The organism is Flammeovirgaceae bacterium SG7u.111, from assembly GCA_034044135.1.
Classification (GTDB): Bacteria; Bacteroidota; Bacteroidia; order Cytophagales; family Flammeovirgaceae.
Genome location: CP139021.1, coordinates 3651177 through 3667251, shown reverse-complemented (window position 1 = coordinate 3667251; position 16075 = coordinate 3651177). Strand labels below are relative to the sequence as shown.

16 protein-coding genes are annotated in these 16075 nt (G+C 41.1%); 7 read left to right on the top strand and 9 right to left on the bottom strand.

The window, feature by feature from the left end:
* Positions 1 to 123: 123 nt before the first annotated feature.
* Together murF and R9C00_14200 are read right to left on the bottom strand one after the other, a co-directional pair.
* Positions 124 to 1401, bottom strand: coding sequence for a UDP-N-acetylmuramoyl-tripeptide--D-alanyl-D-alanine ligase (murF, locus tag R9C00_14205; GenBank protein WPO38609.1), 1278 nt, complete (start codon positions 1399 to 1401; stop codon positions 124 to 126).
* A gap of 152 nt (positions 1402 to 1553) precedes the next feature.
* The gene (locus tag R9C00_14200; GenBank protein WPO38608.1) at positions 1554 to 1937 is read right to left on the bottom strand and encodes a hypothetical protein; all 384 of its coding nucleotides are present in this window, start codon (positions 1935 to 1937) and stop codon (positions 1554 to 1556) included.
* Positions 1938 to 2456: 519 nt separating this feature from the next.
* Between R9C00_14200 and R9C00_14195 the strand changes: the two genes are divergently transcribed.
* Positions 2457 to 3107, top strand: coding sequence for a hypothetical protein (locus R9C00_14195; protein ID WPO38607.1), 651 nt, complete (start codon positions 2457 to 2459; stop codon positions 3105 to 3107).
* An 11-nt stretch (positions 3108 to 3118) separates the two neighbouring features.
* Here R9C00_14195 and R9C00_14190 read toward each other — a convergent pair whose 3' ends face one another.
* Entirely contained in the window at positions 3119 to 3571 is a 453-nt protein-coding gene (locus R9C00_14190; protein WPO38606.1) for a nuclear transport factor 2 family protein, read from the bottom strand.
* Positions 3572 to 3769: 198 nt separating this feature from the next.
* On the opposite strand from R9C00_14190, the gene R9C00_14185 reads away from it, so the two are divergent.
* The 4 genes from R9C00_14185 (at position 3770) to R9C00_14170 (ending at position 8366) form a co-directional block, all read left to right on the top strand.
* Positions 3770 to 4660, top strand: coding sequence for a helix-turn-helix domain-containing protein (locus R9C00_14185; protein WPO38605.1), 891 nt, complete (start codon positions 3770 to 3772; stop codon positions 4658 to 4660).
* A gap of 127 nt (positions 4661 to 4787) precedes the next feature.
* Positions 4788 to 5249 carry a (2Fe-2S)-binding protein gene (locus R9C00_14180; GenBank protein WPO38604.1) on the top strand — a complete coding sequence of 154 codons (462 nt, stop codon included), beginning with the start codon at positions 4788 to 4790 and terminating at the stop codon, positions 5247 to 5249.
* A 57-nt stretch (positions 5250 to 5306) separates the two neighbouring features.
* Positions 5307 to 7571: a molybdopterin cofactor-binding domain-containing protein gene (locus tag R9C00_14175; GenBank protein ID WPO38603.1), complete on the top strand. Its 2265-nt coding sequence runs from the start codon at positions 5307 to 5309 to the stop codon at positions 7569 to 7571.
* Positions 7572 to 7760: 189 nt separating this feature from the next.
* Positions 7761 to 8366 (top strand): hypothetical protein, encoded by a 606-nt coding sequence (locus tag R9C00_14170; GenBank protein ID WPO38602.1) that lies wholly within the window; start codon positions 7761 to 7763, stop codon positions 8364 to 8366.
* A gap of 1 nt (position 8367) precedes the next feature.
* Here the strand turns inward: R9C00_14170 and R9C00_14165 are convergent, their stop codons facing one another.
* The 5 genes from R9C00_14165 to hisC all read right to left on the bottom strand — a co-directional run bounded on the left by R9C00_14165 (position 8368) and on the right by hisC (position 14162).
* A complete protein-coding gene (locus R9C00_14165) occupies positions 8368 to 9864 on the bottom strand; it encodes an amidohydrolase family protein (protein WPO38601.1) in 1497 nt (498 codons plus the stop codon).
* Positions 9865 to 9953: 89 nt separating this feature from the next.
* Entirely contained in the window at positions 9954 to 10643 is a 690-nt protein-coding gene (locus R9C00_14160) for a formylglycine-generating enzyme family protein (GenBank protein ID WPO38600.1), read from the bottom strand.
* 212 nt (positions 10644 to 10855) lie between these two features.
* Positions 10856 to 11869 (bottom strand): sugar kinase, encoded by a 1014-nt coding sequence (locus tag R9C00_14155; GenBank protein ID WPO38599.1) that lies wholly within the window; start codon positions 11867 to 11869, stop codon positions 10856 to 10858.
* Between the two features lie 200 nt (positions 11870 to 12069).
* On the bottom strand, positions 12070 to 12858 hold the full coding sequence (locus R9C00_14150; protein WPO38598.1) for an SPOR domain-containing protein: 789 nt from the start codon (positions 12856 to 12858) through the stop codon (positions 12070 to 12072).
* A 251-nt stretch (positions 12859 to 13109) separates the two neighbouring features.
* A complete protein-coding gene (gene hisC, locus R9C00_14145) occupies positions 13110 to 14162 on the bottom strand; it encodes a histidinol-phosphate transaminase (GenBank protein ID WPO38597.1) in 1053 nt (350 codons plus the stop codon).
* Between the two features lie 120 nt (positions 14163 to 14282).
* Between hisC and rpiA the strand changes: the two genes are divergently transcribed.
* Both rpiA and R9C00_14135 read left to right on the top strand, forming a co-directional pair.
* Positions 14283 to 14984, top strand: coding sequence for a ribose 5-phosphate isomerase A (gene rpiA, locus R9C00_14140; protein WPO38596.1), 702 nt, complete (start codon positions 14283 to 14285; stop codon positions 14982 to 14984).
* 10 nt (positions 14985 to 14994) lie between these two features.
* Entirely contained in the window at positions 14995 to 15426 is a 432-nt protein-coding gene (locus R9C00_14135; GenBank protein ID WPO38595.1) for an SRPBCC domain-containing protein, read from the top strand.
* On the opposite strand, the gene R9C00_14130 is transcribed toward R9C00_14135, so the two are convergent.
* The gene (locus tag R9C00_14130) at positions 15423 to 15965 is read right to left on the bottom strand and encodes a YceI family protein (GenBank protein ID WPO38594.1); all 543 of its coding nucleotides are present in this window, start codon (positions 15963 to 15965) and stop codon (positions 15423 to 15425) included. The two genes, R9C00_14135 and R9C00_14130, sit on opposite strands and share 4 nt — an antisense overlap.
* Positions 15966 to 16075 lie beyond the last annotated feature (110 nt).

Genomic DNA, 16075 nt, shown 5'->3' with positions numbered 1-16075 from the left:
CTTATTCAATTGATGAAAATCGTAGCGGACCGTCAGTAACTAGAAACCAGTAACCATCAGCAGGGTTCAAAAATCAACATAATGAAGACTATTAAAACATTCGGTTATTTAGTTTACAGAGTATTAAATAACCTCTACCAGTTTTTCCAAAGCCATTCCTCTTGAGCCTTTTAGCAAGAAGCAGGTATTTTCAAAAGGATTTTTTAGGATAAACCTTTCTAACTCTTCTCTTTTGGGAAAGAATAAATCGTCTTTGTTTTTTTGCTCATAATACAAATTCCCACAGAAAATAAGCTTGGCAAAACCTTGTTGCTTAGCAAGTGCTACCATATTTTGGTGCTCGCTTTGGCTGATGCTTCCCAGCTCAAACATATCTCCTAATATCAGGACTTTCTCCTTATCCGTTTCCAACTGAGCAAAACTTTCAATAGCAGCTTCTACCGACGATGGATTGGCGTTGTAGGCATCTAACAGAATGGTATTACTCCCTTTTTCTATCCATTGCGATCGATTGTTTTGAGGGATATACGACCCTATAGCTTGGTGGATTTTTTCTTCTTCTACTTCAAAATATTGCCCCAGAGCTATCGCCGCCATCATATTTTCGAAGTTATACGCTCCTGTCATTTGGGTTTTTACCAATGTGTCTCCAGCTCGGTAATGAATAAATGGATTAGCGCTTTCTAACTGGGCAAAATGGGCATCGCCTTCAGCCCCATACATAATTGGGCTGGCAAAACGCTTCGACATATTTTTGAGGATAGGATCGATAGAATTCACAAATACATTTCCCCCGTTTCGCAAAAGGTGGTCAAATAATTCGCTTTTTGCTCGGATGTTGGCTTCCATGCTACCAAATCCCTCCAAATGGTCTTTCCCGATGTTGGTGATCAGCCCGAAGTCTGGTTCGGAAATCTGGCAAAGCTCCATGATTTCACCAGGGTGATTATCGCCTAGTTCCAGCACTACCATTTCCGTTTCAGCGCCTATGCCCAAAAGGGTAAGCGGCACGCCTATATGGTTGTTGAAATTTCCCGGGGTACTTGCTGTTTCATATTTTTGGGAAAGGACTCGGTAAGCTAGCTCCTTGGTCGTCGTTTTTCCATTCGAGCCTGTTATTCCAACAATGGTGAAGCCCAAAGTCTTCCGATGGAGGTTGGCCAGCTTTTGCAAACATTCCAACACATCTTCAACTAAAATAGCTTTTTCAATCCCAGCGAATTGTTCCTCGTCCACCACCGCATAAGATGCCCCTTTGGCAAGTGCGTCTTTGGCAAAGGCATTGCCGTTAAAACTTGCTCCTTTGAGGGCAAAAAAGATACAGCCATCGGTGATTTTGCGGGTATCGGTGCAAACGCCAGAGGAGGCGCTAAAAAGTTGATAGATTTCTGCTAATTCCATTGCATTGGTTGGTTAGAAAAAACTTGGATCGCAATTTATGACCAAAGGTTCTTCCTTTGCAAGTTTCAGCCAATTAATCTGGCAATAGCAGTTCCGTTCCATAAAAAAAGGCCGGCTTTCATACCGACCTTTCCGTGTAGGATAAATAAGGATTATAAATTCTTTCTGGCTCTTCGGAGGAATGCCCCCGTAAAGTCGTAGTAAAGGTAATACCCTAGGGCGTCTTCTACTAATATTTCTTTCTTTCCTACTTCAATAATTTTCCCTTTGTTTCTCAATTGCAGTTTACCCCTTACCTGTCCGCCGTGGTTGTAGATTAAAGCTTTGGGACCGCTGTACACTACTACATAGGCGCCATTGTAGCCTGCAACTTTGCAAGAACCACAAACGGCTACTGTTACAGTGTGAAGTTGAGCTCGTGAAATCACAATTGAGGAATTTTTCAACTCCACATTGGTGATTTGTGCCATAGATCGTGTAGTAATAAAACTAAATGTGGTAAATAGGATGATAAACATCAAAGAACTATTTCTCATAACAAGATTAATTTGGTTACATATCAGAGAGCTAGTAATGGAAAGTAGCTATAAAACCAATTGAATAATGGTTTTGGAAAGATTGAATAGGATAATGGTAAATGCAGGCTCGGCAAGTGAAGTGCAAAATTGCTGCCAAGCTGTGAAGAAATGTAAATGAATGGAGGTAAAAGCTAGAGAATGTTATTTCTTTCCACCAGGTTTCCAGTTGATCAAGTTCTTAAAAAAGCGAAAGGCCAAGAACAAAATGCCTCCGAGTAGGGCAACTACAAAAATTAGTTTTAAGATCTGAATTACTAAGTCCATGGGGAAACACTAAATTTAGATGAAGCGCAAAACTAACTAATTGGCATGATTAAATATTGATGTTTTTCAAAGTTAATCTCACAGCCTTCACAAATGCTTTACTTTGCCTTATACTTCGTTTTTTCACTTGTAAATAAAATATTTATATAAATTAAAGCATTGCTATTTTTGCCCAGATCATTTGAAGACCTATTTCATTACAAAAAAGAAATCATGAACAACGTTTTTCGGTATTGCTTACGCCCACTTGCATTTTTTATATTGTTCAGTGCCTGCTCACCTGCAGAGAAGGCCAAACATGAGGCTGATGAAAGAGAACAACTTGCTGATACGGCAAATAAAGTTGCCCCAATTGCTAAAACCACCCCAGCACCCGTTGTAGAAACCAAGAAAAGCCCACATGTAGAGCAATTTGTCAGGTCCTTAGTGTTGCAATCTCTTCCCTATACCGACTCCACTAATTTTGATAATTCTACAGAAGGACCTTTTCTCTCCGATGAATTGTTCACAGATTTAAGCCTTCAAAAAATCCTACCTTATGAAATGAACACCCTTAGGGAAATATGGATTAGAAACAGGCTGGAGTTGTCTGCCGATTTTCATACCGTAGTCGTTAGCTTTATGCCCAGCGAACACGAGCTGTTCACTACACTGGTGAGCTACAACAAAGACATGGAGCTAATTGACTTCCTACATATTGCCTACGATGAAATAGCAGAAAGCTGTGCAAGGTCAAGCTCTTATATAGAGGGCAACATGATTGACGTATACAACATCAACTTTTGTAGAGATGAGGCATCGGTATCGGACACTACAACTTATACCCTCATCCCTTCTTCGGGCGAGTTTGTTGGAAGTGAATGAGGGCAGTGTCGCTAATGCGTTATGCTATGGGTGTCCCGCACCTTGCTAAAAGTCAAGGCAAGCAACTTCCAGCTGCCTTTTTCTTTTTTATAGACTTCCGTAACCGTAAATTCATTCGATACATCGCTTCCCCTCACATGTGCCAGTAAGGTAATCCTATTCCAAAGAATGGCTGTGTCATCAACTAATTCAACAGCTACATCATGAACCTCAGCATTCTTGTACCAAATACTTCCCGATTCAATAATCTCAAGTTCTTTGTCTTTTTTCCAAGACCCGCTCATATGGACAAATTTTGACTTGTCGTGGAAAATGGTGGCAAGTTTGTCCACATCTTTGTCTGCCATCCATTGCCATTTGTTTTTGGACAATTCTTTTATTTCTTGCTCTACACTTTGGGCAACAACCAAATTGGAAAGGGATACAAGTACCAGTATTGACAGGAATATTATTCTCTTTTTCATATTTCTCAGCCTTTATAGTTTGAATTGAATTACAGGCTTTTATGAATGCCTGCTGTTGCAAAGGTATAGTAACAGCATTGCTGGCTACTTATACAGATTACTGTATTGCCTACCAAATTCACTGATCTAAGATCTTTTATATGGAATCACACAAAGAAAGACTTAAATTAGAATTATCAAGAACCATAAAGAACTGAGATGTTGAAGTTTGACACCATAGACCAATACAACAAATTTAATAATCACGAGACGCTCCATCCCTTGGTGAGCGTATTTGATTTTTCGAAGGCAGCCCCAAGGAGGTTAAAGCGAACTTATTTTGGGTTCTATTTGGCCATACTCAAAGAGGTGAAGTGCGGAGACCTCAGGTATGGGAAAAATACCTACGATTACCAAGAAGGAACATTGGTGTTCATTGCCCCGGGGCAAATTTATGGTACGGATGACAGCAGTGATGATTTATACCAGCCCAAAGGCCATGGGGTGGCTTTTCACCCAGACCTGATCAAGGGCACTTCCTTAGGGCAACATATTGATAAGTATGGTTTCTTTAGCTACAATGTAAACGAGGCACTGCATATTTCGGAGCGGGAAAAGCAACTGGTGATGGATTCCTTTTCAAAAATCAGTTATGAACTGGAGCATACGGTTGACAAGCACAGCAAAATGCTCATTGCCGATAATATCGAACTGTTTCTCAATTATTGTATTAGGTTTTATGACCGCCAGTTTATCACACGGGAAAATACCAATAAAGGGGTTTTAGAAAGGTTTGAACAGCTGCTCAACAGTTTCTTTTCTTCTGACAAACCACAAACCGTTGGCTTGCCCTCGGTTTCCTATTGCGCCAGCGAGCTGAACCTTTCTCCAAACTATTTCGGTGATTTGATAAAAAAAGAAACGGGTAAATCGGCCCATGAATTTATCCAGCTAAAACTGATTGATGTGGCAAAAGAACGAATTTTTGATACCAACAAAACTTTAAGTGAGATAGCCTATGAGCTTGGTTTTAAATATCCTCAGCACTTTACCCGAATGTTTAAAAAGAATACTGGTTACACCCCAAATGAATATCGGTTAATGAATTAAGCGACTTTTCTCAGTAATTGAGTGGAAGCTAAGGATTTATCTTTTATGATTTTTGAAAAGTGTAATTCATTCTAATCCAATAATTTGTAAATTAGAATTCAAGACTTATTAACTTAACCAAAGACTTATGGCAACATTTAATCTGAATATTAATGGAAAGAACCATGAAGTAGATGTAGATCCGAGTACACCGATGCTTTGGGTATTGAGAGATAACCTCAACCTCCCGGGTACGAAATACGGTTGCGGGGTAGCCCAGTGCGGTGCTTGCACCATCCATCTCGGCGGAATCGCCATGCGGGCTTGCTCACTTCCTGTCTCCCAAGTAGGTAACCGACCCGTCACCACTATAGAAGGGCTTTCTGAGAATGGCGACCATCCTTTGCAAAAAGCATGGCTGGAACACGACGTTCCCCAATGCGGCTATTGTCAAACAGGGCAGATCATGAATGCGGCTGCTTTTTTGAAAGCCAATCCTAATCCCAGTGATTCGGAAATTGAAGCGGCTATGAATGGAAATATCTGCCGCTGTGGAACGTATGTTCGCATCAAAGCAGCCATCAAAACCGCTGCCGCTTCTGTAAGCTAGCTTCTTAGTACGCTTCAGAAAATTCAATTCTATCCTTTAATCTAAGAGAATAAGAAAATGACATTGATAAAAACAAAAGTAGGAAGGCGTTCATTTTTGAAATCGAGCGCCCTTGCTGGCGGTGGGATGATGCTAGGTTTTAGCTGGTTGGTCTCCTGCAAGCCAACAGCTGAAAAAGAAATGCTTGCCATGCCCAAAGAATGGTTCGATATAAACGGTTTTTTGAAAATAGGTGAAAATGGAATTGCCACCATTATGGCGCCTAACCCTGAGTTTGGGCAGAATGTAAAAACATCCATGCCGATGATAATTGCCGAAGAGCTGGATATAGATTGGAAAAACGTGCTAGTGGAACAGGCAGCATTTAACACCGATATTTATACTAGGCAATTTGCCGGCGGCAGCCAGTCTATCCGACAAGGCTGGGATGGCTTGCGCATGGCTGGAGCTTCGGCAAGGCATATGCTCAGAGGAGCAGCCGCAGAAGCGTGGCAAGTTCCTCTAGAGGAAATAACAACAGAAGCAGGGATATTGTACCATAAAAAAAGTGGGAAATCTGCCAGTTATGGTGAAATGGCTTCCGCTGCTGCCAGCATTCCAGTTCCTGAAGAAGTGGAACTTAAAGAAGTCAAAGATTTCAAAATAGTGAGCTCCTCCAAGAAAAATGTGGATGGAAAGAAGATCGTGACTGGGCAGGCTACTTTTGGCCTGGATTTCCACCGAGAAGGAATGCTCATTGCTATGATTGTCCATCCTCCAGCTTTTGGTCTAAAATTCAAGTCGATGGAAGATGCTTCCGTAAGGTCTATGTCAGGTATTAAAGACGTATTCACCATAAAAACCTTTGACGAAAATTTTGAAAAGGCAATGTTTAATACAAATGCCTTTCCCGAGCTAGTCGCCATAGTAGGCAACAGTACTTGGGAAGTGATGAACGCAAAAAAAGCATTGAAAGTAGATTGGGAGCCTATTCCAGATTCCATCGAAAAAAGAAACTTTTTTGGAAACAAACATGAAGCCCGAGTTCCTTCAGGGCTTGAAAACACCAGTGACCATATCGCCCAGATGAACGAGATGGCTTCAAAACCTGGGAATTTGCTAAGGAAAGATGGTGACCCAGAAGCTGCTTTCCAAAAAGCAGCAAAAGTGATTAAACGAAGCTACACCGCACCTTTTCTTGCCCACAATGCTCTCGAACCTATCAACTTTTTCGCCCACGTTACAGAAGACAATGCCGAACTAGTCGGTCCTTTGCAAGCCCCTGAGTTTGCCGAGCAAACCTTGGTTGCACGCTTAGGGATGCCCAAAGAGAAAATAGATATTAAAATGACACGAATGGGTGGCGGTTTTGGGCGCAGGGCATATGACCATTACCTAGTGGAAGCGGCACTGATTTCCCAAAAGGCAAAAGCTCCCATAAAAATGATTTACACCCGCGAAGACGACATGACCTGCGGAATATATCGCCCTGCTTATCATGCCACTTACCGGGCAGCCTTGGACGAAAACAACAACCTCATTGCCTATCATGTGAAAGCTGGTGGGATTCCTGAAAGCCCCATGGGCAGAGGTGCGGCAAACCGTTTCCCTGCCGGTGCGGTAGATAATTACCTTGCCGAAGAATGGGCGATAGAATCCAACATCACAATTGGTGCATTTAGAGCGCCAAGATCTAATTTCTTAGGTGGAGTGGAGCAATCCTTTTTAGATGAAGTGGCGGAAGCTGCGGGCAAAGACCCGATTGAGTTTAGGCTTGAGCTTTTTGAGAGGTCGAAGAAAAATCCAGTAGGAGACAGAAATGATTACGATGCTGACCGCTATGCAGGCGTGTTAAAATTGGTACGTGAAAAATCGAACTGGAGTAAGAAAGAAGGCGGAGACGCTCACCGAGGAGTTGCTGCTTATTTCTGCCACAATTCCTATGCGGCACATGTGCTGGACATAGTAATGAAAAATGGCAAGCCGATAGTAAAAAAAGTATGCAGCGCAATTGATTGCGGAATTGTGATCAACACCGATGCCGCTTCCAATATGGTGGAAGGAGCTGTGGTCGATGGCGTTGGAAATGCATTCTTTGGGTCGATGACTTTTAAAGAAGGAATGCCCGAAAAGAAAAACTTCGATAGCTACCGCATGATCCGCCATAGCGATGCCCCAAAATCAATAGACGTTCATTTTGTAAAAAATGAAATTGCCCCCACTGGGCTTGGAGAGCCCCCTTTCCCTCCAATTTTTGGAGCTTTGGCAAATGCCATGTACAAAGCTACGGGGCAACGGCAGTATCATCAGCCGTTTGCAAATACAGGAGGAATGAAAATATAAACCGTTTGATGTGTCAATTTTTTACAAAAACTTATAGGCTTTTAAGGTCATTACGGTATTGCATTCTCATCTTCATGTAAATGCAAAATTCGAAAAAGAGAGGGGATTTTTCCCTCTCTTTTTTTATCTGGGTCGTTATCACTACCAACAGTCTTTTAATTTTGAGTAAAACCAACTATATTTTGACTTATGAAACTACTTCTGACGAGCTTATTCATTTTCACCCTTTCTTTTTCAACTTATGCTCACTCTGTTGAAAATAAGGATTTGCTTACCTATCTATTTGCAGAGGAAATAGGAGGACAGCTTAGTAAGGAGCGCTTTCTAAGGTCTGATAGCCTATTTTTATTGGACACCAAACGGAATGATAAAATCATTGTTCAAAAAGGGATGACATTAGATGTTTTCACCAAGGAAAATATAAAGGTTACCGGTGAGCTTACCCAAATTTCAGCGGATAGTATCGAACTAAAAACTGCTGCAAAAAACATCTACGTTGCGCTAGTTGATATCACAAAAATCACTGTTTATTTCCAATCAAACCCTGTAAAGGGCATGTTCCAAGGTTTATCCGGACTGATCGGTTTTACCTCTGTTGGCTTGGGCGGAGCCTCTCTAATAGGCGGAGCTGCTGCGCTAAGTAGCAGCGTTGTCCTTGGCGTTGGATTAATTGCAGTGAGTGCCCCACTAATTTATTTTGGGATAAAACAACTCCACAATCTGAGTAACTCTTACCAAAGGACGGTTAAGCTCAATAAGAGATGGAAAGTAGCTGTTTCGGAAGGTAGCTATTAATCTACTCCTGCATTGCTAGCTCCTTTCTTTCGATGCTCTTTCCTTCTAATATGATTGTTCCGATGTTATCATAGGCCTCTACATGTTCCAAGGGGTTTTTTGATAAAAGCAGCATATTGGCAAGCTTTCCGGTTTCAATTGAACCCAAAAGTGAATCGAGGTGGAAAGCCTTAGCATTATTCACCGTAGCTGAGGCTAGGATTTTATCCAAGGAAATTCCAGCTTCATACATCAACTGTATTTCTCTGTACCCGTTGTAGCCCGGTTGGTTTCCATACGTTGGGGCAGAAGGCGTGTCCGTGCCAAACAAAACCAATCCTCCATTGTCCGATAAGTACTTCAAAGCTTGTTGCCCATGAGTTTGGATATTGCCGTAAATTTTATTCACTCTTTCAGTAGAAAGATCGCTAAACAAGTCTTTTGCAAACCACTGACCCTCTTCGGTTTTGTACCAGTCAAGCATTTCTTTAGGGACTACATTTTTAAGTTGGGGGTCGTCTAAAAAACTGGAATCAGCCAGAACTCTTTCCCCTTCAATTACGGTGAGGGTAGGGGTGTACCCAATTTGTTTTTCAATCTGAATATCTAATACTTCTTTTATTTCATTGGGAAAAGAATCAGCAGGGACATAGCTATATTTCCCCCAGTTCCAAAGCCCATGAGCTATTACATCTACACCAACATCACTCAAAAATGAATGCGCCTCCAGGGAGTTTCCATGTGCTGTTAAAATCAAGTTGTTTTTATGAGCGTTTTCTAATAAATCACTCATAATCTCTTTGGTGGGAACGGGCAACCTTGGCATACCTCGGAAACCTGTTTCGTAGTAAGATTTCACGGCAATTGCACCTGACTCCTTTATCCGGCTCACTACAGCTTCTGGTGAATGGTTGGCAGGATCGAACTTAGCAGGAATATTTTCCGCCTCGCTTTCTAAGTAGATAAAATTTGGTGTTAACTCAAACCTGAATTCTGCGGGGGCAAAATTCATAGGATAACCATTGGCTACCGAAGCGCCAGACCTGCCCGTATGGTATAACCCCGGTTTTAGCGGTTGGCTATTAAAAAACGCTACTTGCTCCTCGGAAACCCCGCCCAAATTGATCAACGTGGTAAAGCCAAAGTACAGATAACTTCTTGGCATTTGGATATTATAGGCCTTGGCAAGCTCTGGGAATTTTTCTTTATGATGATACGCCATCCCTTGTACCTCAGTCATATGCACATGGCTATCAATCAGCCCGGGAATCAAATACTTCCCCTTGCCATCTATCGTTTGGAACTGCCCCTTTATGTTCGGGTCTTCTTCGCCTACATACACTATTTTCGTTCCTTCAGCGACTACATATCCTGTAAAAGGCTGGAAGTCCCCATCTTCCGAACTGATCACTGTTGCATTAGTAATATAAAGACCGTTTGTCAGGTTTATTTCATGTTTTTGTTTGGCACATGAAGTGGTGATAAATAGGATAATGAACAAAAAAAATAGTTTTCTCATTTTGTAATTGGTTTGTGTCTAAGTGTTATTAGAGGTATTGAAAATTCAAATAGCATTCAAAATATAAGCACGAAGTAGGTCTCTGCTTTCTAAAAAATATTTCTTGCGATACGAAAACCCAAGTCATCTATCTTAAACGCAATCGGGTGGCTTCTTCTGCGATTTGTTGCTAGGCAGCCTCGCTCTTCATCGTTCCATCCTCCCCCTCTTATTATTCGGTAAGAGCCATATACCGTCTCGTCATAAATATCTGAGCACCATTCCCACACATTTCCCAGCATATCGTACAGTCCGAAACTATTTGGTTCTTTCAGACCAACTTCCTGCGTTTGCCCTCCAGCATTGTTTCTGTACCAAGCTATAGTATCAATTTCTCCGTATCTGCCTCCTTTCGTCCCTGCTTTGCAAGCAAACTCCCATTCCGCTTCGGTTGGTAACCTAAAGCCGTTGGCTTTTTCATCAAATGAGGTTTCTTCTTTCTCAGCTGTTACAATGTAGCATTTTTCCAACCCCAACCTCTCCGAAAGCAAGTTGCAAAACTCAATAGCATCCTTCCACGAAACACCTTCTACCGGTCTTTTCTCCCCCTCAAATTCACTCGGGTTCTTGTTGGTTATTTCTCTGTAGAATACCTGTGTAACTACATGTTTTGAAAGTAAAAATGGATTAATCTCTACAGGCCAAGCTTCCTTTAAGCGGTCATCCCTCATAGTGATTTCACCGCTAGGAATCTCCACCATTATACTTGATATTTCCTCTCTTATTTTATGTTGATTCATTCTTTCTCTTTACGAGGTTATTTCATATGCTTAAGTTATTCCAAGATAGCAATTAACCACAGCTTGTTGAGGTGTATCATAATCTTTATCATGGAGCTAGTGGATAAAAAAATCCATTTTTGTTATCCGTCTTTTTGAAAGACAACAAAAATGGATCAAGGTCTTAAATCCACCTCAAATTATTAAAAATAATTTAGGCCTGTGCAAATGTTCTACCTAATAATGGCTCCAGAAGTATTTCCTCCTACCAAACCTTCCACATCAGAAACAGACACCATGTTGGCATCACCTTCTATGGTGTGTTTGAGAGCGCAGGCAGCTATGGCAAACTCAAGGGCATGCTGGTCGCTTTCTAGATGTAGCAAACCGTATATTAGCCCAGCGGCATATGCATCGCCAGTTCCCACTCTATCTATAATATGGGTAACATCAAGCGTTTCGGTAAGGAGGAGTTGTTCCCCATCCCACATCCTGCCTTTTAGTGTGTTGTGCGAAGCGTTGAGAGAATTCCGTTCTTTGTCGGCTACTTTCTTTATGTCAGGGTAGCGCTCCATTAGTTTTTTGGCTTGGAAGGCAAACTCCTCGTCCTTAGGTTTTCCTTGTTCGGGAAACCCAAATATTTCACTTATATCATTCGCTCCAGTGATTACGATGTCGCAATTGGCAATCATCTCGCCCATTACATCGCCAGGTTTTTTCCCGTATTGCCAAAGGTTTTTCCTATAGGTCATATCAGAAGAAACCATAACCCCCTTTCTTTTTGCAGCTTTAATTGCGTCGAGGCAGGTGTCGGCAACATTTTTGGAAATTCCAGGAGTAATCCCTGTCCAGTGAAACCAATCGGCATCTTTGAAAATTTGGTCCCAGTCAAGCATTTCGGGTTGCATAGTGGCAAAAGCAGAATTGAACCGATTGTAGACAACCTTGCTCGACCGGTGTACCGCTCCTCTTTCCAAAAAGTACAGCCCTATTTCCTCCTCTCCATAAATCACCTCGTCGGTATCTACCCAATGGTGGCGGAGAAATTGGGTGGCAGCCTTTCCAATGCTGTTGTCAGGAAAGCGGGTAACATGGGTGGCTTGGTCGCCAAAATATGCAAGTGAAATGGCTACATTCGCCTCGCCGCCACCGAAGGTAAGCTCAAGGTTGGAAGCCTGTGAAAACTTGGCATGGCCAGGTGGGGCAAGTCTCATCATCACTTCCCCAAAAGTGACTATTTTGCTCATAGCAGTTATGTTTTTTTGAATAAGGTAAGCACTGTTTACTTATAGAGTTACTTAAATCTAGGAAGGAAAAATGGGGATAACAACTAATTTGGGAAGACAAAAAAATGCAAACGCTACCGAGCTGGGAAAAATAAAAAACCGCTTTAAATCTATTAAAAGCGGTTTTTCGAATACGTTTGCGACGATTTACTTGCTTGATGTTATAAATCTTTTAGGTCAACTAAAATGCTGTTGGCATAATAAGTAGCGTCTTTCTTCTTTAGTGCACCCAAATAATTTTCTGCAATTTTTTTATCGGGTACAGGACCTAATATTACTTTGTAAGAAAGCTGACCATCTCCCATATCTTTGATAAAAACAGAGACGTTTTTGTGGTACTTTTTATTTTGTAATTCCAATATCTTGGTGAATACATTTCGGTAGTTGCTGAATACGCCAATTTGCACGCCATACCCGGTGCGGTCAAGCAGTTTAGCATCTACTTTAAACAAATACTCGCCTGGTTTTTGCACAGCCTGTGGTTGTTCGTCCGAAAGATCGAGTGCCAATTCCGGGGCGCCTTTCTCGTTTTCCAGTTCTTTCATTTTGGCTATCAGCTCAGCAGGGCTTTTGTAACCAGGAAGCCTGCCCAAGTACTTTCCTTCGGGTGTGAAAAACAACACGGTTGGGAAAAATATCAGTTGATATTTTTCGGTAATAGCCGAACCAGCGGTTATGATAGATTCGCCGTCCAAATCCATCCCAATCCACTTGCTTTCAGCATATTTGATAAACTCTGGAGAAGTGAACGTGTTCTCATACATTTTTTTAGCCTGTAAACTCCAGTTAGCATATACAAAAACAAAATATGGGCTATCCGAATTGAGTGCGCGGGTTTGGAGCTGCTCGTACGTTCCATCAAAAAACAAATAATGGTCTGACTGGGCGCTGAGCGAAGAAAAAGCTAAAGTAAAAGAAAGAAGTAGGAAATAGATTTTTTTCGTAATCATGTGTTAGGTGTTTGGGGTACATAAAAAAACAGAAATATGCTACAAGTTCATTTGGTAAAAAAATGTAAAATTGAAAAGTAGCAGATTTTACTATATTAGTATATACTGTATAAAGCTATTGTTATTTCTTATCAATTAAGAAATTTTCTATAAGACTTGCAAGGATTTCCCAAAAAAAATCAAAGAATTGACTTTTTCCACAAAACCTTGTACTTTTCTAACAACCAGTCTTTATCAGCATTTGTTTTAATTTAAAACAGCTCTCGCAAAGACTTCAATAGCTCATTGTTTTCCGACTTGCTTCCCACCGTAATTCTTAGGCAATCTGCACAAAGCTGAACGCTAGACCTGTTCCTCACAATCACATGTTTGCTTACCAGTTTGTTATAAACTTCAGTAGCGTCGTCTATTTTTACCAAAAGGAAATTTGCATCGGAAGGATAAATTTTCCTTACCGTAGGCAAGCTTTTAAGTTCTTCGGCAAGCCCTTTCCTTTCTTTCAATATCTCTTCTACCATCTTTTTTTGAGAAGTGTATTGACCCAAACTTTCCAAGGCTTTTTCTTGGGTAAGCTGGTTTATGTTATAAGGAGGCTTTATTTTATTGATAAATCCGATAAGCTCTGGAGAGGCGAATGCCATACCCAAGCGAAGCCCAGCAAGCCCCCAAGCTTTGGAAAACGTCTGCATCACCACCAAATTCGGGTAGCGATCGAGCAAGGTTATGTAACTTTCCTCAGCAGAAAAATCGATATACGCCTCATCTACAACTACAACTCCCTTTGCCTTCTCCAGCACCTTTTCCACATCCGCTTTGCGCAATGAATTACCCGTAGGGTTGTTGGGCGAACACAAGAAAACCAACTTGGTTAGTTCATCCAACTCTTTAAGTATTTCATCAACTTGTAAGTTGAAATCAGGAGAAAGCGGCACTTCTTTTACCTCAACCAAGTTCACGTCGGCGCTAACTCTGTACATTCCATAAGTAGGTGGTGTGATCAATATTTTTTCCTCCTTAGGCTCGCAAAATGCTCTGATAAGCAGATCAATGGCTTCATCGCTGCCATTCCCCAAAAATATCTGCTGGGGCTGCACACCTTTTATAATCGCCAGCTTTTTCTTAATCTCTTGCTGGTATGGATCAGGGTAACGGTTGTAATTACCACCACCAACCGAGCCAAGCGGATTCTCGTTCGCATCCAAAAACACCCCTTCGTGCCCCGAGTATTCGTCTCTTGCCGATGAATATGGTTTGAGAGCCAACACATGTGGCCTAATCACTTTGCTAAGATCAAATCCGCTCATTTTCAATTCAGGTTAAGCTATAAATTAAGGGGCGAAGATAATTACCCCAATCTTAAAATTGCTAAAAGAAAATAGGTTATTTTGTTGAGGTAGTTAAAACATAAAAACTTAGCTAAACCTATGAACTGGAAAAGTACGATTATCAAAGACTTGGCTTGGGGCACAAAGATTTCTAATAGGGAGGACAAAGAAGCGATAGCCGCTAAAGTGGTCCAGTTGGTCAAATATCGAGATGTCATCGGTTTTGGATCGGGTTCAACCAGTGCGTTGGCTATTGAAGCGATAGGGAAGAGGGTAAGGGAGGAAAAGCTGGAAATCATTGCGATACCGACTTCCCATGAAGTGGAAATGGCTTGTGTGAAAAATGACATCCAGACTGGTTCTTTTTTAAAATATCAACCAGATTGGTGTTTCGATGGGGCAGACGAAATTGACCCTGATAAGAATTTGATAAAAGGAAGGGGTGGGGCAATGGTGAAAGAAAAACTGCTTATGTCTGCTGCAAGTAAAACATATATCTTAGCAGACAAGTCTAAGTTTGTCAGTAACTTGGGGGAAAAGTTTGCTGTTCCTATCGAGGTTTTGCCAATAGCGGTCAATAGTTTAGAAAACTCGCTTTTGTCCCTTGGAGCAAGCACTATTTCGTTAAGAATTGGGATTAAGAAAGATGGCCCTGTAATGACTGAAAATGGGAACTTTATTCTCGATGTCAATTTTAAAAACATTGGAAAAGAGCTGGAAAAAGAAATCAATATGCTGCCAGGAGTGTTAGATAATGGATTATTTATGAATTTCCCCATAGAAGTACTTACCGCAAATTAAATATATAAAAATGAGCAAATCGCAAGATCCCGTAATCGTAGAACAGGCCTTTTCCTCCTCAAAAGAAGAACTCTGGAAAGCCATTACCGAAATGGAACAAATGAAAAAATGGTTCTTTGAAAACATTCCTGCTTTTAAAGCTGAGGTCGGATTTCAAACGAGCTTCAACGTACTAGCTGGGGAGCGGAATTTTCCCCACCGCTGGACGATTCTGGAAGTAATTCCCCAAGAGAAAATAGTCTACGATTGGAAATACGATGGATATGAAGGAGAAGGCTTGGTCACGTTTGAGCTAGAAGAAACCGAAGGGAAAACCCTGCTAAAACTGACGGCAGAGGGTATGGAGACTTTCCCTCAAGAAATACCTGAGTTCTCAAGGGAAAGTTGCCAAGGTGGATGGAATTACTTTATAAAAGAACAATTGAAGGAGTATCTAATCTAAATCCCTACCAAATCACTATTTATTTTTACCACTATTTCTTCGGCAATGTTCCTAGACACCACTTGTGGGATTTCAATATCGTGATCCACCAATTTGACATTAAATGCAGAACGAATGCTAGCCTTTCCTTTTTTTACAATTAAGGTAACAGGAATAGTTCGTTTGTCTACCTTCCCATGGAGTTCCAAATCTCCTACAGCCTCTAGCTCATATTCCCCATCTTTTTTTAAGTTAACATCACCTGTAAAAGAACCTTTTAAAATTCCACTCGGATACGTATCGCTTTCCATATAGTTTTCGTTGAAATGCTCTTGCATTAGGGACTTGGAGAACACAAAACCTTTGATAGGCACTCGGATAAGAAATTCTTTTTTATCAAAATCTATCACCCCAATAGCATTTTTATTGATTGCGGAAATATGTTCTAAAGGAGCTGAGGAGAAAAAATTAACTTCTGAACCTGCAAGTTTGAATTTCCCTTGAGCACTTGCCAATTGGCTACTAACTGTTAAAAATAGTATAAGAATATACTTTTGCATTTTATCTGAATTATATAGGTTGAAAATCACGAAAACGCATATCGTTTTCTTCCACATTACTTTTTCTATAACTCATGCCCCATCAAATACCTCTCAGAAAGGGGGCTTAC